Genomic DNA, 18,761 nt, shown 5'->3' with positions numbered 1-18,761 from the left:
AGCCAATCGCAGCCACCACTCAAAATGAGGAGCCACCACCTCCCCACGCAAGAGCAGGTTCTCCATGGACTACGTCAACCTCGGCCGAAGCGGCATCAAGGTCTCCCGGCTCTGCCTCGGATGCATGACCTACGGCAGCAGCCAATGGCGTCCGTGGGTCCTCGACGAGGAGCCGAGCGCCCCGTTCTTCCGCCAGGCGTGGGAAGCAGGGATCAACTTCTTCGACACCGCCGACATGTACTCCGACGGCGCCAGCGAAGAGGTCCTGGGGCGGGCCCTGCGGACCCTCGGAATCCGCCGCGAGCAGGTCGTCATCGCGACCAAGGTGTTCAACCCCATGGGCCCAGCCCCCAACGAACGCGGCCTCTCCCGCAAGCACATCCGCGAAGCACTCGACGCCAGCCTCCGCCGCCTGCAGGTGGAGTACGTCGACCTCTACCAGATCCACCGCTTCGACCCGACGACGCCGGTCGAAGAAACACTCGAGGCCCTCGACCTCGCGGTGCGGAGCGGCAAGGTGCTGGCGATCGGCGCCTCGTCGATGTTCGCCTGGCAGTTCTCCAAGATGCTGAACACGTCGGACCGCCGCGGCCTGGCGCGGTTCGTCACGATGCAGAACCACTACAACCTCGCTTATCGCGAGGAAGAGCGGGAGATGATTCCGCTGTGCGGGGAAGAGGGGATCGGACTGCTTCCGTGGAGTCCGCTGGCCCGCGGGTTCCTGATGGGGAACCGGACGAAGGACAAGTCCGGCGAGACGAGCCGATCGCAGACGGACGACTACGCGCACAAGATGTACTACCGTGACAGCGATTTCCTGGTGGTGGACCGGGTGACGGAGGTTGCCAGGGAGCGCGGCCTCAACAACGCTCAGGTGGCTCTCGCGTGGCTGCTGCATCAACCGACGGTGACGGCGCCGATCATCGGGGCCTCGAAGCCCCGACATCTGGACGACGCGCTTTCGGCCCTCGCCGTCAAACTCTCTGAAGACGAGATCCGCCGGCTGACGGAGCCCTACGAGCCGCACCCGATCCTGGGCCACTCTTAGTCACTCACATCTGGTCGCAAGAACCGGGGTCCAGGGGGTACCCCTGGTGGGGAGTGCAGAGGGGCAACGCCCCTTTGCCCGCCGGAGGCCCTCTCGTCGAGAGATGTCTGAAGGAGTGAGTGTTCAAGCGCGGAGGACGTGCCGTATGCCCCCTCACCGAACCCGCGGGGATTGCAAAGCGAGCGGCATCGGGTGAGGGAGTCCTCAATACCGGTGCCACAAAGGGGACATCCGTCGTTTACCACGGTTCCTCATCGAAAATGCCTCCGGCGGCAAGGGGGAGACCCCCTTGACCCCAGCGGCCGTCGCACATTGGGTTTGAGCGAGCAACGTCGTGCCGGCAAGAACGACTAATGGGTCGCCTCCGCACCGTGCGCCGCTTCACCCCCGCCAATCGTCTCGTGAAGATCGACATTCCGCTCCTTCAGCAATTCCTCGCTGGCATGATGCCGCGACAGAACATTCGCCTGCGGAAACAGACCCCCAACGAAAATGATCGACGCCAACGTCAACACCGCAAACCGCTCCCGCCCGCGGATCTCGAGCGGAACAGACGCCTTATGGACACACCCGGTAAAGATTGAGAAATACGCCTTCACCACCGCGATCCCGTTCAGCGCGGCCGCGATCGTCACGACCGCCCCGATGTAGGGATACGTCACCACCACCCCGTCGACGATCATCTCCGACCCGATGAACCCGATCGTCCCCGGAAAGCCGACGCTCGCCAGCCCCGTCACCATGAACAGCCCCGCCAACGCGGGCGTGTAGCTGTAAAGCCCCAGGTAACGGCTCAGGTCCACCCGTCCGCGGCGAGCCTCCACGGCCCGGATCGCCAACCCGAAGCCCGTCATCGCCAGCGCGGAAGAGAGCCACACGCTGAGCGCCCCCGTCAGCGCCGTCGGCGTTACGACTTCCAGCCCGACGAGCACCAGCGAAGAGTGGCTGATGAACAGGTACGCAAAAAACCGCCGCGCATCCTTCTGGATCAGCGCCATCCCGGCCGTATAGACAGCCGTGATCAGCGACAGCGTGCCGATGCTCTTCAGCACCCACGACGGCGACGTCGCCATCAGGAGCCTGACCGCCGCATACCCGTCGGTTAGCGGTGTCAGGAACAGCAGAGCCGTCCCGAACGACGCGTTCTCGCACAGGTCCGGCAGCCAGGCGTGGAACGGAACGATCCCGCTCCGGATACAGACGGCGATCAGCAGCGGAATGACAGCGATCAGCGAATGGGCATGATGCTGCCCCCCTTCGCTCTCGACGAAGCTCCACCCCAGCACCATGAACAGCATGAACGCTGCCATATGAATGGCGAAGACCCGTGTCGGCTTGCCGCGGGCCCGCAGATCGAGGTACGGCGGAACCGCCGCCAGCCCGAGCAGGACGATCACCCCCCACGGCTCCTTGCAGCTCAGCATCGCCAGCGTGATCGCCTCTTCCAGCAGCGCCAGCGGAAACGAGAACCGCCTGAGCTTCGTGGACGACGTCGTCGCCACGACCATGAAGAAGATCATCGCCGTCAGCGGCAGGAGCGGCGCGCTGAGCTGGTCGATCACAAGGAACGGCCGGCCGAACAGGAACGTCAGCAGGTGGAAGTGGTCATCCGCCTGGGTGGCGTGCATCACCGTGAAGTCGACGAACTCCCCCGCGGCACACACCAGCGCCAGTCCGCTGAACAGCAGCGCGGCATTGCGGGCCCGCTGCGAGTCCCGCATCCGCGACAGGACCGCCGATCCCAGAAGCGGGATCAGGACCGCCAGCTCGAGCCAGGGGAGATGCAGTTCACTCACAACAGATCTTCCAGGGGGGCGTTCGAGGTCGGACAGCTGGGCGCCCCGGCGTCCGGGCCGGCGAGCCACTTCGTCCACCGCGTTTCGAGGGCCTGACACGCGGAGAAGAACCGGACGAACGGTCCGGCAATGCAGGCGTCCAGCAGGGCATCCATGTATCCGCGTTCCAGGGCCAGGCGATAGACCCAGGCGGGCGCCTTCGTCGGCGCGGCCTCGCTGTGCTCCGCCGCCAGCCGCTGGCCGAGGGCGTTCTCGATGTTCCGCAGGTCATACAACATCGAAGGAGCCCGGATGAACTGGAGCGTCCGCAGGCACGCATGGCCGATGATGTGAATCAGCGCGATGTACCGCAGGCCAACACCGATCTCGGCAACGATCAGCCCCACCTGCGTCAGGGCCGCGAACGACAGGGCGGACTTGACGTCGGTCTGCACTCGTCCGGCGAAGGCCCCGAAGGCCGCCGTCAGCAGCCCCAGCAGGACGATCAGGACGCACAGCAGCGGAGACTGATCGAGGAGCGGGCTCATGCGGAGCAGCAGGAACGCCCCGAGATGGACCGACAACGCCCCGTAAAACACCGCACTGGAGGGAGTCGGACCTTCCATCGCCCGCGGAAGCCAGCCGGAAAACGGCAGCAGGGCGCTCTTGCCCGCCGCGGCGATGAGCAGCAGCCCGCCGACAAGGAGGATCCAGTTCGGCGGCAGGGCGGTCACGCCGGCCGGCCAGGGGAGCTCGCTCAGGAACTGGTCGAAGTCACCATGTCCATGCAGATGGTGCAGGACGACCGACGCCAGCAGGAGCGCCGCGTCGGCGAAGCGGTACACCGTCCAGACCCGCAGCCCGTTCCGGCAGGGCATGACCCGCTCGTGAAAGAAGGCGACCAGCAGAGCGGAGGAGAGCCCCACCAGCTCCCAGCCGGTGAACAGCGTCTCGATCGTTCCCGATGTGGCGGTGATGATCATCCCCGCCACGAACATCGCGTAGAGAAAGAAGAACCGCCCGAACCCCGGCTCGCGGTGCATGTACCTGTTCGCGAATGCCCCCACGGTGCCGCAGATCACGAAAGTCAGGATCACGAACGGGATCGACAGCCGGTCGAACAGGAACTTGATCGAGAAGTGATAGTCCGAACCGAACCCGGAATGCACATGGACCCAGTCACCCAGATACAGCGGGACGTGCCGCGTCCCGGTCACCAGCATGTAGGCCAGCATCCCCAGCGACGCCAGGAATCCGGTGATGATGCCAATCTGGACGATCCGCCCGATCGCCGTCTCGGTCAGCGGCCGCTTCAGCAGCACCGCGCTGATCCCCAGAATCGCCAGCATGACGAGGGGAGCCGCGATGATGACCAGACCAAAAAGGTGAGACGGATTCATGAAGGGGGAAGGGAAGGGGGATCAGCAGGGCCAACGGCGGAAGACAGGGACGCGGGCCGGAGCGTCACGAGTCGGGCGTCAGGGCGTCGTCCACCTGGGCAAACTTGAGGTGGTCCCGCTGGCCCCGATACCAGTCGATGGAGTTGCTCACGCGCGGCAGCTCCGCGACGTCCGGGACGTAGGGGATGAACTCCCCCCGCCGATAGACGCAGATCTCGGACGTCTGCGGATCGATCAACGAGAGCTGCACCCAGCGGTTCTCGATGATCCGGCGAACCGTTTCGTTGCGGCTCATGATCTTGCGGAGGATCTCGGGAGTCGACTCGATGATGAACAGCAGGCGGATTGGCTCGTGGATCTCGACCCCCTGCCAGGGGAGCCCCGGCCGCAGGTCGCTCGCCGCGCCGTCCATGACCCCCATCAGTGAGACGAGGTTGTGCGGCAGCTTGCTGCCGCAGGCCCATCCCTGGGAGTCGACGCTCGAGAAGTAGTACATGAGGTTGATCCCCTCGCACACGGGAACCACTGCGGCGAGAATCCGTCCCAGGATCGTCCCCTCTTCGTCGTCCTGGAGGGGGTCGTAGGACTGCAGGAAGCATCGCCGGTCCAGGTACAGTCCGCGGGTCCGCCCGCGGCGGCCGACGAAGCACATGGCGTTTGTGGCGTTGCCGAACTCGGGACGGACCTGTGCCAGGTCCTCGCACCGCTCCTCGACGTGGGCCTTGGCCTCCTCCGGCGTCAGGTCGACCGCCGCCGACTGAAACCGCCGGCAGCGTTCGTGGGCATTCCGCTTACAGGTCTCCATCAGGGCGTTTCGGGCCGCCTCGAAGTCCGGGATGTGGGACGACGGCAGCGAATCGATATCGAAGTAAACGATGCTGTCGTTCCCGGTGTTGTGCATCCCCCCCATGAAGAACGTGTCGGACGGAAGGGCCAGCCCCCGCGAGGCGAGGATCGACCGGACCCGCGGATCGTTGAGGAACGCCGCGATGGCCCGGGCGTTCGGGCCCCCCATGCCGCAGCAGGCCCCGCAGTCGTACGCCGACTTGTGCGGATTGTTCATGCAGAACGAGCCGTGCCCCAACAGGAAGATCAGCCGCGCGAAGCCGGACGTCAGCCCGATATCCCTCAGGAGCCGCTCGGCGAAATCGGCCATCTCACCGACGGTGAAGCCGATCCCCTCAGGGGTCGGACCAGGTTCCGCCGCCGTCCGCTCCAGCCGGAGCTTCGTCACCGGAGGGGGCTCGATGAACCGCGCCGCGCGGCGGCGGATCTTCGCCGTCAGCCGCGGCGCCAGGACCCGCGCGATGAGCGGCGCAGTCGCCAGGAACCCGAAGCCAGCCGCCAGCAGCGCTCCGCCGGCCACCCGCCGGCTCCCGAGGTGGACCGACCGTGTCGCCTGCCCGAGAAGCTGACGGGTCCGCGCCCGCCGCCGGTTCTCGTCATCGAGCGAGTAGACCACCTCTTCCGTCACCCAGTGCTTCGGCCGGGCCACGATCGGGCAGAGAGTCGAGAAGTGGGCGTCCGCCACCCCCTTGAAGTAGATCGGGACCCCGAAGAACCCGGCGGCCGAAAACGTCTCGGCGTGCGGCTCGACGGTTTCGAGATGCCGCCGGAACGACTCCTCCCGCGTGTCGATGCAGTACACCGACTGAAACTTCGGCCGGGGGACGCGGCGGACCGGGTGTTGACGATGAGCGGCGATCGCATCGAGCGCCTGTACGCGAAATCGCCGCTCGAAACCGACGTGAAAGATCCTCCGGCGCTCCAGCGCGCAGAAGGATTCGATCTCCTGCGTCAGCTCCGTCCACTGGTCGGGAGTCAGTCCCTCGAGCTGTGGAACTGACCAGCCAAGGACTTGGGCGAGCTGAAAGACCTCGAACGCCCGTTGAACGATGTGCCGCGGCTGCTTCGCCTTGCCGGCGCTGACGTGATTCCGTTCCATCCAGTCCGGCAGATCGGCGAGGGGCCTCTCATAGCCGAGGGCTGTCCGAGCGATCCACTGGCAGGCGAGGCGGTCGAGCACGAGCCGCACTGCGAGGAACTCGATTAGCGTGCCTGTCGGCACGGGACGCCGTACGCGGTCGCTCCGGACCTCCATCTGCCAGATCATCCCGCCGAAGCCGCGGAAGGCGAGCAGGGTCCGCTTGAGGAAATCCTCCACATACTGCGGGGGAACCCCCATCCGCTCGACGGAGTCCCGGATGATCTCCAGCGGAGAAAGACCGGAGCCTTCCAGACGCTTCAGCTCTTCGCCCAGCGGGACGAGCCAGCCTTGCGGGCAGGTGGCGGTGTCTCGGTAGAGCCGCGAGAAACAGGTCCAGAACCCCAGCTCTCGGTCCGGCAGGGGCTGCGAGGCGAACCCCTGGTCGATGAACGCCGAGCAGAAGGGGATGAACTGCTGGTGGACGAGCTGGTCGCTGTCGTCCGTCAAGGCGGTCAGGAGCAGGTCCCGCGGCCGGCAGAGGCCGTTCCCGTTCTCAGCCCGGCCCGCCTCGACATTGAGGATCGCGTTGTAACAGACTCGCCACAGCGACTGGAGCGACACCGCTTCCCAGGTCGCCGGGGACCAGCTGTCGACCGGAATCGAGGCATAGCGGGCGCGGAGGTCCTCGATGAGATCGTCCTTGCCGGTCAGTGGTTGTCCCGCCGGGGTGGACCGCTCCGAAAGGCTCCGCATAAACCACTTGCGGGTCTCGTCGATGATCCGCAGCCGCGCGTCCTCCGACGCCTCCCTCCGCATCTGCTGCAGGGCGTCGGTCTCGGCCACGAACCACTCGATCTCTTCTGGGGGGCCGGTCCGCACGGGATGTTCGAGCATCCCCATCCGCAGATCGTGCCGCTTCGAAAGTCCCGCGACGACCTCCTCGCCCGATGTCCCCAGGTCGAATCGCAGCACATCCGCCAGGTCCTCCCGGCAGATCCGGCCGTGCGACATCTTCTCGCGGTAGGCGTCTTCCGACAGGTACGGCTCGCTTCCGTACAGCCGGCGTCCTTCTTTCAGCGCGTCGTGAAACGGCAGGTGTTCGAGGCCCTGGAGGGCGTTGAGGAACACAAACGCGCTGATCGGCCCGTGGATCGGCAGGAGTTCCGCCGCCCGGGCGATCATTTCGCCGAGTGCGTGCGCGTCCGGCGGAGCAGTTCCAGCGTCGTCGACCGGCAGGCCGGAAACGGGTTGGATCACGGGGGGAACCGAAAGGTGATCGAGGTGGGAGCCGCCGGACGCGATGCGAGGTCCGGAAAGCGGGTGCGACTCAAAGTGACGAGTGCGCGGACGGTTTTCTTAAGTTTGCGTTACCTTCGCAGGCCCCAGCAAGACGAAGACATTACGTCTTGGCAATGCCCGGCGGCAGCGTCCCGCTGCACCGGGGGGCCGTCGCACGATGGGTTTGAGGTGGCGGGAGTCGTGCCGGCAAGCGCGTGGTTCGAGCGGAGAAGGACACCACGACTGGCCGACCCGGCGTTGCCCCCGCCTCGGGCAACACGCATCGGCCCGCGCCCTTCAATTCGCGCTGAGCAGTTCGATCACCCGTTCGCGGACGGCCTTTGCATCGGCCCCCTTGATCTGCTTCAAGACTTTGCCGATCACGGCACCGAGCGCCTGCTGTTTCCCGGCGCGAAAGTCTTCGACGGCCTTCGGGCTGTCGGCGAAGGCGGCCTGAATCGCGACATCGAGGGCCCCGGTGTCGCGGACGACGCGGAGCCCCTTCTCGTCGATGATGGCCGCAACACGGGCAGTCGTCGGAACGATGTCCTCGTCCGCCTCCGCGAGCAGGCTGCTGAAGACTTCCCGGCCCCCCTTGACCATCAGTTCTCCCTGGACGATCCGCTTCAGCAGATCGCCGAGGACGGGGGCGGGAATCGGAAACTCGCCGATCGACCAGCTCCGCTCCTTGATCTCGCGGAGGATGTCCTGGGTGAACCAGTTCGCGGCCTGCTTTCCATCACCGCACGCCCGGGCGACCGTTTCAAAGTACGCAGCGGATTCCTCACCCTGGTTGATGAGGACCGACGAGTCGTAGGCAGAGAGTCCGTATTCGGCCTGGAACCGCTTGCGGCGGGCCGCCGGCGCCTCACGGAGCGAGCTGCGGATGGCCTCGATCTCGGCTTCAGTGACGACGACCGGCACGAGGTCCGGGTCGGGGAAGTAGCGGTAGTCGGCCGCCTCTTCCTTTTCCCGCTGGATGAACGTGACGCCCCGGTCCTGGTCCCAGCCGTAGGTCTGCTTGAAGACGCCGGGATCCCCGAGCTTGCGGCCGGTCTTCTCGTATTCGCGGAGCTGCCGCGCCGCCTCGTACTCGATCGCCGCCTCGACGCCGCGGAAGGAGTTGAGGTTCTTGATCTCGACGATCGGGGTCGCGATGCGCTTCCCGTCGGGACCTTCGATCCAGAGGTTGACGTTCGCGTCGCACCGCAGGCTCCCCTCCTGCATGTTGCAGTCGGAGACCCCCAGGAACGTGAGGAGCAGGTGCATCTCTTCGAGGTACGACTTCGCTTCGGCGGCCGAGCGGATGTCCGGCTCGCTGACGATTTCGAGAAGCGGCGTCCCGGCGCGGTTCAGGTCGACGCGGCTATCCGCGCCGCGACCGGTCTCGTCGTGGATGTTCTTGCCGGCGTCCTCTTCAAGGTGCGCCCGGAGAATCCGGACCTTGGTCGCTTCGCCGCCGGCGCCGGTTGCTTCCAGCCAGCCGTTGCGGCTGAACGGAAGATCGAACTGGCTGATCTGGTAGCCCTTGGGGAGATCGGGGTAGTAGTACTGCTTGCGGTCCCACTTGGTGAACCGCGCGATTTCGCAGTTGAGAGCCAGCGCCGTGATGAGCGAGAGCCGGAACGCCTCTTCGTTCAGGACCGGCAGCGACCCTGGCAGACCGAGGCAGACGGGGCAGGTCTGGGTGTTGGGCTGATCCGGATTGAACCGGTTCGGGCAGCCGCAGAAGATCTTCGTGCGGGTCTGAAGCTGGACGTGAACTTCCAGCCCAACCACGGTGGTGACAGTCATTTCGAACTCAAACACGGGGAACGCAGGGCGGGGCATCCCGCCCCGCTCGGCAAGCTGCAGACTGTCGCGATTCCGCGTCGGCAGTGCCAGAGTATCCGGTTCGAACCGTTTCCTTGCCGGCACGACTCCCATAGCTCAAACCCAATGTTCCACGGCCGCTGGGGTCAAGGGGGTCTCACCCCCTTGCCGCCGGAGGCACTTCCATGAGGAACCGTAGTAGGCAACGGACGTTCCTTTTGTGGTACCCGCGTTGAGGACTCCCTCCATCTACACCGCTCGCTGTGCAATCCCCGCGAGTTGGCGAGGGGGCATACGACATGGTGTTCGCGATTGGACACTCACTCCTTCAGACATCTCTCGACGGCCAGGCCTCCGGCGGGCAAAGGGGCGTTGCCCCCTTGCATCCCCCACCAGGGGGTACCCCCTGGACCCCGGCTGGCCAGTGGCGATTCCATCTCATTTTCTTCGCTCGCTAACTGTGTAGAATCCTGCCGCGATATCGCAGCCCGGATTCTCACACGATCGGTCCCGTCGATGGGTTGGCTCGCTTGGAAAATGTTGACCGGCGACCGCGCCAAATACCTCGGGATCGTCTTCGGCGTCGCCTTCGGCACCCTCTTGATCGCCCAGCAGGCCTCACTCTTCGTCGGCCTGATGCGGCGGACGTCGAGCCAGATCATCGACATCTCGACCGCCGACATCTGGGTGATGGACCTCAAGCAACAGAACATCGACGACATCCGCCCCATGCCGGACAACCGGCTCTACCAAGTCCGCGGAGTCCCCGGCGTGGAATGGGCCGTCCGCCTCTTCAAAGGCCTCGTCCGGGTCAAAACCGCCAGCGGCCTCTTCCGACAGGCAATCCTCGTCGGCGTCGACGACACGACCTTCATCGGCGCCCCGACCGAAATGCTCGAAGGCTCGCACGCCGACCTCCGCCGGCCCGACGCGATCATCGTCGACAACGACGGCTACAAGACCCTCTTCCCGGGGGAAGGGACGGACCTCGGCCGGACGCTCGACATGAACGACCGCCGGGCAATCGTTGTCGGGACCTGCAAGGTCACCCCGCCGTTCCAGACCTTCCCCGTGATCTACACCCGCTACAGCCAGGCCCTCAAGTACTCACCTCCGGAGCGGAACCAGCTGTCGTTCGTGCTGGTCAAAGTCGCGCCGGGCCAGGATCCCCGGACCGTCGCGGCGCGGATCTCCGAGCAGACCAAGATGCAGGCCAACACCTGGGACGACTTCTTCTGGAAGAACATTCAGTACTTCCTCGACAACACCGGGATCCCGGTCAACTTCGGGATCACGGTCGCCCTCGGCTTCATCGTTGGGGCGGCGATCGCCGGACAGACGTTCTACCTCTTCACGCTCGAGAACCTGAAACAGTTCGGGAGCCTGAAGGCGATGGGGGTCACCAACACCCGCCTGATCGGAATGGTCCTGTTTCAGGCCACAATGGTCGGCCTGATGGGCTTCAGCCTGGGGATGGGGATGGCCGCGGCGTTCTTCGAGTTCATGGAACGCTCCGGGCAGGCCGACCTGCGGGGGATGTACATCCCCTGGCAGATCGCCGCCATCTCCGCGGGGGCCGTGACGGCGATCGTGATCGTCGCCGCGCTGCTGAGCCTCCGGAAGGTCCTGTTCCTCGAACCGGCAGTCGTGTTCAAGTAACGCCTGCCGAAGAGCTAAACACCAAGACACAAAGACTTCACCAAGAACACCAAGGACTCTGTCCGCAGCATCAGCCCTTGGTGCTCTTCGTGCCTCCTTGGTGCCTTGGTGTTTAACAACCCGCCCACTACTTCGGCGGCGCCTTCGTCATCACGAAGGTGAGCAGGTCGAGGATCTCGGCGTCGGTGAGCTTGTCCATCAGGCCGTCGGGCATGATGGAGGTCTCGGTCGCCTTGAGCTCCTCGATGTCGTCCCGGTTCAGCAGCGTCGTCTGGTTGTTGGCCCCGCGGAGCGTGACGGTCCGGGCGTCCTGCTTGTCTACGAGTCCGTTCAGGACGCGGCCGTCGGTCGTGACGACGAGGAACTGCGTGAACTCCTCGCGGATCGCGGCCGAGGGATCGACGACCGCCAGCAGCAGGAAGTCGATGTTGTCCCGCTCATAGCCGGTGAGGTTCGGGCCGGTCTGGCCTCCTTCGCCGAAGAGGGTGTGGCACGTCGCACAGTTCTTCTTGAAGACGTCGCGGCCGCGGCCGAAGGCGTCCACGGAGACACCCGACGCGGCCGTCTGCGAACGCTGCTTCGTGATGAGCCCGCGGAGCCGGGCCATCTGGGCCTTCTTCTCTTCGGAGGAGGCGCGGGTGCGGCCCCAGTGCTTGTCGAGCAACTTCTGGATCTCCGCGTCCTGGTGGAGCCGCATCTGCTGGACGACATCCATGGCGATCGTGTTCGACTTGATCCGCCACTCGCTCACCTCCTTGAGGAGCGCCTTCGTCCAGGCGGGACGGCTGGCGAGGACGCGATGCGCCACCGAGTGCAAGTCCTGTTGATCCGGAAGCTGCGAGTGATAGCGGGTGCAGATCTGCGTCCCGATCGCGGGATCGTCGAAGTTCATGAGGGCCATCAGGGCCGCCCGCTTGACGGAGACCGCCGGCGAGCCGAGGAGCGCGATCAGCGGACCGACCGCCTTGGCCGGCTTCGTCTGGCCGATGACGTCGATGACCGCCAGCCGCGTCGGCCGGTCGGCCTTCTCGTTCGCCACCAGCTTGAGCGCCTCGTCGATGGCTTCCACCTTCCCAAGCCGCAGCCCGAGCGCCAGGTCGCTCTTCCCCTGTGACGACTGGTATTCCTCGATCGCCTTCACCAGCTCACTCGGGAGTCCGTCGATCTTCCGACCCTGGTAGGCCTCCAGAAAACCGGCGATCAGCTTCTTCCGGCGCGCCGGCGTCGGAGCCAGGGCGAGCAGCCGTGCACAGTTGGCGAGTCCCGAGCCGGCATCCGGAGCAAGCTCCCCGCCCGGCGTCTCGCTGACGTCCGCCAGGGCGTATCGCTGCATCAGCCGCTCGAGGACGACTTCTTCGACGAGCGGAATCTTCCAGACCTCCGGATCCTGGAAAAACGCCAGCATCTGATCCGGATGCCCGCAGTGCCCTTCGACCGCCCACCACAGCAGGAGCGGCTGGTGCAGGTCGGTCCGGTCTTCATCGCGCTGGAGCAATTCCCGCACGATCGGCAGGGCGTAAGCCGTCTCGAAACGCTTCGCCGAGGAGGCGAGCTGACCGCGGACCTGCACGTACGGCTCCGTCTTGGCGAGGCTGACGAGCTGCCTCGCGAGCGCGTCATCGAGCTTCCGGGCATCTCCCAGCAGCCGGACCGTCCACCGGCGGACGTGTTCATCCGGATGGCTCAGGAGCTTCCCGGCAAGAGCGAGGTCAAAGCGGCCCGCCAGATTCAGCGCCCACAGGGCCTCGAGAGCCGGGCCGTCCTTGCCGTCGACGAGCGACATCAGCTTCGCGACCGTCGCCTCTTCGGTCTCGCTCTTCTTCGCCGCGAGCCGCCATCCGAGAACGCGGACCGACGTCATCCGAACCCAGCGGTTCGGATTGTCGAACAGGGCGATCAGCTCCGCGTCCGTAAGCGTCTCCATGTTGACCGCGGTGAACGGCTTTTCGCCCCTGGACGCTTTCTCCGTCCCCTGGATGCGATAGATGCGACCGCTCCCCTTGTGCCAGTTGTCCCGCGGGTCGACGTGCGAAAGGCGGGTGTCGTACCAGTCCGCGAGGTAGACCGCGCCGTCCGGACCGAGCTTGATATCGACTGGCCGGAACCAGCGGTCCGGCGTCGTGACGATCGGCGGGAAGTCCTTCGTGCGGTACGTCGACGTGTCCGGAATCCGCTCGCTGGCCCAGACCCGGTTGTGCAGCGCATTGGCCGAAACGATGTGGCCGCGGTACTTCTCGGGCAGGTTGTCCGCCTCGTAGATCGAGAACGTCTGTGGGAAGCGGTCGCCGTCCCCTTCGTGCTTCATGTGCTCGAAGTAGCCGAAGGCGAACGGATTGGTGAGCGGGCCGTGTTTGGCCCAGCCTTTCACGCCGTAGCTCCCCTGCGGATAGAACATCCCCCGCGTGCTGCCGCCGTTCGTTCCGGAGAAGACCCGCCCCTTGGAGTCCATCTCCAGGCTGAACGTGTTCCCGCCCCCTTCGGCGAAGATTTCGAAGACCTGGCTCGTCGGGTGATACCGCCAGATGCACTGGCCCAGGAACCGCACCCCCTTGGTGACGGCCGAGTTGATCGTGGCGGTCGTCGTGCTGCCGTTGGCGCCGTACAGCCACCCGTCCGGCCCCCAGCACATGCTGTTCGCCACCGAATGCGTGTCCTCAAGTCCGAAGCCGGAGAGGTGCACTTGCGGATCGCCGTCCGGAACGTCGTCGCCGTCGGCATCGGGATAGAAGAGGAGGTAAGGCGGGTTGAGAACCCAGAAGCCCCCCTGGCCGGCAAGAGCGGAGGAGACGATGTTGAGCCCGGTGACCACGTCCTTGTGCTTGTCGTACTGGCCGTCGCCATCGGTGTCTTCAAAGACCGTCACCTTGTCCTTGCCGGGAAAGTGATGCGGCGGAGCGGGGGGGACCTTGTCGAAGACCGCCCGCAGATACTGGTCGTACTTGACCACCTTGAGGCCGGCGGGAAATGGATACTGCAGGTACTGCACGACCCACATCCGCCCCCGCGGGTCGAACGACATATAGAGCGGCTGCATGACGTCGGGCTCGGCCGCGACGAGTTCCATCTTCAGGCCGTCGGCCATCTGGAACTGCTTCAGCGCCTCTGGAGCGGCGGTCGGCTGGCTGTCGTCGCCGACCGCTCCCTTGCCGGCGAACTCCCGGATGACCTTTTCAACCTCGTCGTTGCCGGCGAGGTCATCCTTGTAGACGTCGCGGCCGCTCTTCTTCTCCGCAGGAGGCGGGCTGGCCGGGTTCTGCGCAAGGAGGGCCGATGCGAAGCCGCCCCAGCGGAGGGACGAGCACGTAATCACGAGGGCCAGGAGGATCAGGCCGCGAAACGCCATGCAAACACCTTGAACAGATCAACGATTTTCGATGCGGCGCACCGGCAGGGTAAGCGCGCCACTGCAAACCTTCCAGCCTGCCGTTGTCCCGCCGGCCTGGGCGATGTCCTTGCCGGCACGACTGTGCCCCCTCAAACCCATCGTGCGACGGCAGCCTGGGGTCAAGGGGGTCTCACCCCCTTGCCGCCGAAGGCATTTTCGTCGCGGAACCGTGGGGCACAACGGATGTCCCCTTTGTGGAACCAGCGGTGACGACTCACCCAAACCACACAGCTGGCTTTGCAATCCCCGCGGATCAGGTGAGGGGCATACGACACGGTGTCCGCGCTTGGACATGGCGCGCTTCAGACATCCCTCGACGAGAGGGCCTCCGGCGGGCAAGAGGGCGTTGCCCCCTTGCATCCCCCACCAGGGGTTCCCCCTGGACCCCGGTGGAAAGCTCGGTGGTTGCCCAGTTTGGCGCGTGCGCTCAGCGAATCCGCACATGCGGCACACCCAGCTTGGCCGCAATCTTCTGAAAGCAGACCTTGTCGAGCCGGTTGATCCGGCTGAACGTCGAGAGATAACTCTCGTCGTCGAAGAACCGCAGCATGAGCGTCTGCGGATCGAGCGGATCGCCGATCCGTCCCAGGCCGAGGTCGCGCATCACCCGTGTCTCATGCTCGTCCCCCGCGACCGGACGGTAGAGGAAGTATTCGCGGGCCAGCGAGACCTGGGAGTGGCTGATGACGTTCCGCAGGTAGCCGATCGCCTCCAGGTCACCCAGGTCGCGCCCGACCAGGTCCTTTTCGAACAGGGCGACAAACTCCTTCCGCACCGTCGTGAAATCGAGCTGCGCGTATCGGGCGCGGTGACTCACAAGCGCCGGCGGGACGCGGTCCGGCCGGTCCAGGTACGGCTCGACGAGGTCAGGGTAAACCTTGAACGAGATCAGGTCCGTCATCTGTCCCTGAATCCAGAGACAGTAGATGTAGAACTCACCGGCGCGCAGGATGTTGACTTCCGCTCGCGGATTCATATGGCCCCCAACGCAGCCCCTTGAAGGATGTGACCAGCGCCGTGATCGCCCCAGGCGATCGCGGGAAGTGTGAGGCGCAGACTTGCGTCGCGTCAATCAACGACGCTCGCGATGCCCGTTCGCCTCGGAGGAACTCCTAGGAACTTCCCGTTCCGCAAAGCCGTTGTGAATCGTGCGAACCTGACCGGCCTCGTCCTCCTGGACCGTCAGGACGCGTCCGTCCACCGCGTCGAGCATCAGGTAGAGATCCACCCGCCTCTCGAGCCGCCGCGGAGCGATATAGTGAATCTGCCAGGTGGACCGATGCGGCGTCGGATCCGGCGGCCCGCCGACATTCGAGGGCCACGTCGTCGCCTGCGCGTACATTCGCACGACCGGCCCCTCCTTCCTGAACGCTCGACCGAAGGACTCCTCGGCGATCTCGAAGGCCCGCGAGCTGTCGAGGAAGCTGTCCGCCAGCGGCTGGGAGTTGAGGTAGTTGACCGCGCTCTCGGATTCCGCGTCGCAAAGACCGTCCGGAGTGAGCGTCAGGACGAGGAACTGCCCGCGCGGCCGCGAGAAAAAGCGGTACATCCAGCCGCTGGGAGGAATCGGCGCCCCCTCAAACGTGATGGCGGGGTCGTCGCCGTGCGGATCCCCGCGGTAGGCGATCCGCACGCACTGGAGGAACGCCGCGGGATCCCACAGGGCCGCGATCCGTCGCGCCTCGGCGACTCCCTCCCGGGCAGTAAAGGCTCCGGAGAGGCTCGTCGTCTTCGGAAGATTGTCGAAAACCGCTCGGTCCCGCCAATCCCGGACGAGCAGCAGCGCAATGATCAGAACGGCGGCAAACCCCACGACGACGAAGAAGCGGCGGTCGTTCACGGCAATCGAGCGTCAGGAGAGGGGGCGAGAAGACGACGATGATCGCACGATAGCGTCCGGCGGTCCCCCGATCAGCGCGGTGCGACACGGACGAGCGCACCGCGCGCTCTTTCCCGACCGGCGAAACGACGGAAACTCGCCCGAATTTGCTGTTTCCGATCAGCGGCGACCGATACAATCAGGCATTGGTCCGACCGGCCTCCGGTCGCCTCCTTCCTCGGTCCGGATTCGACGCGTTTCCGTCCCCGGATCGTGCCCCAGCCCGCGTTCCACTCCCGCCTTCCAATTCGCCATGACCTCACCCTGCGCTCGTTCAGGTCGGCTCTCCTCATCGTTTGCCTGGGGCGTTCTCTGTCTGTTCGGGCTCCCATCGTTGCTCTGGAGCGCGCCTGACGGTGCCGCGCTGTTCAAGCAGCACTGCGCCTCCTGCCACGGCGACAAGGGGGAAGGGGTCCAGACCGAGTACGCCCATCCGCTCATCGGCGACCGTTCGCTCCCCGAACTGACGGAATACATCGACAAGACGATGCCCGAAGGGGAACCGGAGGCGATCAACGGCGAGGAGGCGGTCGTCGTCTCCCGCTTCGTCTACGACACCTTCTATTCGCCGATCGCCCAGGCCCGGAACCGCCCGGCCCGCGTCGACCTGTCGCGGCTCACCGTCCGTCAGCACCGCAACGTCGTCGCCGACCTGATCCAGAGCTTCCGCTGGAACCCGAAGCGAGAAGACAAGCAGGGGCTGAGCGGCGAGTACTTCAAGAACCGGCGGTTCAATAAGGAAAACCGCGTCATCGAGCGGGTCGACCCGCAGATCAACTTCGACTTCGGCACCAAGAGCCCCGAAGAGGGGAAGATCGAAGACTACGAGTTCTCGATCAAGTGGGGCGGGACGATCACGCCGCCGGAAACGGGCGCGTATGAACTGATCGTCCACACCGAGCACGCCGCGCGGCTCTGGATCAACGACACCCGGACGCCAATCATCGACGCCTGGGTCAAGTCGGGCAACGACGTGGAATACCGGGAAACGATGTACCTCCTCGGCGGCCGGACCTACCCGATCCGTCTCGAGTTCTCCAAGGCGAAGCAGGGAGTCAACGACGCCGACAAGCAGAAGGAAAAGCCGGAGTCGAAGCCCGCTTCGATCAAGCTCCTGTGGAAACGGCCGGGAATGGAAGTCGAGCCGATCGCCGCGCGGTTCCTCGCGCCGGGGAACGCCCCCGAGACGTTCATCCTCAGCACGCCCTTCCCGCCCGACGACCGGAGCGTGGGTTACGAGCGGGCCGCCTCGGTCTCCCGCGAGTGGGACCAGGCCACGACCGAAGCGGCGATCGACACCGCGAATTATGTCGTCGATCACATCGGCGAGTTCTCCGCCACCAAGAAGGACGCCGCTGATCGCGATGCCAAGCTCCGGGAGTTCTGCGCCAAATTCACCGAGCGGGCCTTCCGCCGTCCGCTGACGGACGAAGAGCGGCAGCTCTATATCGATCAGGTCTACGGCGAGGCGGGGGACCCGGAGCTTGGTGTCCGCCGCGTCGTCCTGCTGGCGATGAAGTCCCCCCGGTTCCTGTTCCGCGAAGTCGAGCAGCAGAACGACCCCTGGGATATCGCCTCTCGGCTCTCGTTCACGATGTGGGACTCGATGCCCGACCGCGACCTGCGGGAAGCGGTCGCCAAGGGAAACTTCGTGAAGCCCGAGCAGATGCGGCAGCAGGCGGAGCGGATGGCTCGCGATCCGCGGGCCAATGCCAAGCTGCACGAGTTCTTCATGCGCTGGCTCAAGGTCGAGCAGCACCCGGACCTGACGAAGGACAAGGAGAAGTATCCGGGGTTCGACGCCCAGGTCGCGGCGGACCTCCGGAATTCGCTGGAGCTGACGCTCGACGAGTTCCTCCGCAGCGACGCGACCGACCTGCGGCAGTTGTTCCTCACGAAGCAGGTCTACCTGAACGACCGGCTGGCGAAGTTCTACGGCGCACAGGTCCCTGAAGGGGCCGAGTACGCCCCCGTCGTCCTGACGGAGAAGGACAACGGCGGGATCCTGACCCATCCCTACCTGATGGCCGGTTTCGCCTACACCGCGACCAGCTCGCCGATCCACCGCGGCGTCTTCGTCTCGCGGAGCGTCCTCGGCCGGGCCCTGCGGACGCCCCCCGTGGCGGTCGCACCGCTCGCGCCAGATCTGCACGCCGGGCTGACCACGCGGGAGCGGGTGGCGCTCCAGACCAGCCCCGAGGCGTGTCAGAGCTGTCACACCATGATCAACCCGCTCGGTTTCTCGTTCGAACACTTCGACGCCGTCGGTCGGTATCGCGACGCGGAGCAGGGAAAGCCGATCGATGCCAAGGGGACCTACCGCGACCGCAAGGGAGACCTCGTCCCCATCGAAGGAGCATCGGGACTGGCGAAGTTCCTGGCGGACAGCGACGAAGTCCACACCGCCTTCGTCGACCAGCTGTTTCAATATTGCGTGAAGCAGTCGGTCCGGGCTTATGGACCGGAGGTCCGGAATCAGTTGAAATCGGATTTCCAGAAGAACAATTTCAACATTCGGAAGCTTTTGGTCGACATCGGACTGATGTCATCCATCAAGCATCCTGCATATAATTCTGCGACACCCGGAGGCTGATCGAA

Annotated in this window: 10 protein-coding genes; 3 read left to right on the top strand and 7 right to left on the bottom strand. The window is 65.3% G+C overall.

All coding sequences use genetic code 11. The features are described 5' to 3' along the window. The first annotated feature begins 64 nt into the window (after positions 1-64). Positions 65-1,048 (top strand): aldo/keto reductase, encoded by a 984-nt coding sequence (locus VT03_RS32210; protein WP_075096802.1) that lies wholly within the window; start codon positions 65-67, stop codon positions 1,046-1,048. A gap of 350 nt (positions 1,049-1,398) precedes the next feature. Here VT03_RS32210 and VT03_RS32205 read toward each other — a convergent pair whose 3' ends face one another. From VT03_RS32205 to gatB, 4 genes are all read right to left on the bottom strand, one after another. Then, on the bottom strand, positions 1,399-2,844 hold the full coding sequence (locus VT03_RS32205) for a proton-conducting transporter membrane subunit (RefSeq protein ID WP_075096801.1): 1,446 nt from the start codon (positions 2,842-2,844) through the stop codon (positions 1,399-1,401). After that, positions 2,841-4,223: a proton-conducting transporter membrane subunit gene (locus VT03_RS32200; RefSeq protein WP_075096800.1), complete on the bottom strand. Its 1,383-nt coding sequence runs from the start codon at positions 4,221-4,223 to the stop codon at positions 2,841-2,843. The genes VT03_RS32205 and VT03_RS32200 overlap by 4 nt, the downstream gene beginning before the upstream one ends. Before the next feature lie 64 nt (positions 4,224-4,287). Further along, positions 4,288-7,407 carry a DUF2309 domain-containing protein gene (locus VT03_RS32195; protein WP_156514935.1) on the bottom strand — a complete coding sequence of 1,040 codons (3,120 nt, stop codon included), beginning with the start codon at positions 7,405-7,407 and terminating at the stop codon, positions 4,288-4,290. A gap of 318 nt (positions 7,408-7,725) precedes the next feature. Continuing rightward, positions 7,726-9,222, bottom strand: a complete 1,497-nt coding sequence (gene gatB / locus VT03_RS32190; RefSeq protein ID WP_082846853.1) for an Asp-tRNA(Asn)/Glu-tRNA(Gln) amidotransferase subunit GatB — start codon at positions 9,220-9,222, stop codon at positions 7,726-7,728. A gap of 534 nt (positions 9,223-9,756) precedes the next feature. On the opposite strand from gatB, the gene VT03_RS32185 reads away from it, so the two are divergent. Then, positions 9,757-10,899 carry an ABC transporter permease gene (locus VT03_RS32185; protein ID WP_075096798.1) on the top strand — a complete coding sequence of 381 codons (1,143 nt, stop codon included), beginning with the start codon at positions 9,757-9,759 and terminating at the stop codon, positions 10,897-10,899. A 127-nt stretch (positions 10,900-11,026) separates the two neighbouring features. On the opposite strand, the gene VT03_RS32180 is transcribed toward VT03_RS32185, so the two are convergent. From VT03_RS32180 to VT03_RS32170, 3 genes are all read right to left on the bottom strand, one after another. After that, positions 11,027-14,242, bottom strand: a complete 3,216-nt coding sequence (locus tag VT03_RS32180) for a PVC-type heme-binding CxxCH protein (protein ID WP_082846693.1) — start codon at positions 14,240-14,242, stop codon at positions 11,027-11,029. Between the two features lie 469 nt (positions 14,243-14,711). Further along, on the bottom strand, positions 14,712-15,260 hold the full coding sequence (locus tag VT03_RS32175) for a hypothetical protein (RefSeq protein WP_075096797.1): 549 nt from the start codon (positions 15,258-15,260) through the stop codon (positions 14,712-14,714). A gap of 96 nt (positions 15,261-15,356) precedes the next feature. Next, positions 15,357-16,124 carry a hypothetical protein gene (locus tag VT03_RS32170; protein WP_075096796.1) on the bottom strand — a complete coding sequence of 256 codons (768 nt, stop codon included), beginning with the start codon at positions 16,122-16,124 and terminating at the stop codon, positions 15,357-15,359. Positions 16,125-16,497: 373 nt separating this feature from the next. On the opposite strand from VT03_RS32170, the gene VT03_RS32165 reads away from it, so the two are divergent. Further along, positions 16,498-18,756, top strand: a complete 2,259-nt coding sequence (locus tag VT03_RS32165) for a DUF1592 domain-containing protein (protein WP_197489143.1) — start codon at positions 16,498-16,500, stop codon at positions 18,754-18,756. Positions 18,757-18,761: the final 5 nt, after the last annotated feature.

Origin of the sequence: Planctomyces sp. SH-PL14, assembly GCF_001610835.1 — a bacterium.
Lineage (GTDB): Bacteria > Planctomycetota > Planctomycetia > Planctomycetales > Planctomycetaceae > Planctomyces_A.
The sequence above is the reverse complement of the archived record's forward strand: the minus strand, read 5'-3'. Positions and strand labels throughout refer to the sequence as shown.

Bases quoted from the DNA above. Each gene is read 5' to 3' on its own strand.
- VT03_RS32185 (WP_075096798.1), top strand. From the start codon at position 9,757: ATGGGTTGGCTCGCTTGGAAAATGTTGACCGGCGACCGCGCCAAATAC.
- gatB (WP_082846853.1), bottom strand. From the start codon at position 9,222: ATGACTGTCACCACCGTGGTTGGGCTGGAAGTTCACGTCCAGCTTCAG.
- VT03_RS32200 (WP_075096800.1), bottom strand. From the start codon at position 4,223: ATGAATCCGTCTCACCTTTTTGGTCTGGTCATCATCGCGGCTCCCCTC.
- VT03_RS32175 (WP_075096797.1), bottom strand. From the start codon at position 15,260: ATGAATCCGCGAGCGGAAGTCAACATCCTGCGCGCCGGTGAGTTCTAC.
- VT03_RS32180 (WP_082846693.1), bottom strand. From the start codon at position 14,242: ATGGCGTTTCGCGGCCTGATCCTCCTGGCCCTCGTGATTACGTGCTCG.
- VT03_RS32210 (WP_075096802.1), top strand. From the start codon at position 65: ATGGACTACGTCAACCTCGGCCGAAGCGGCATCAAGGTCTCCCGGCTC.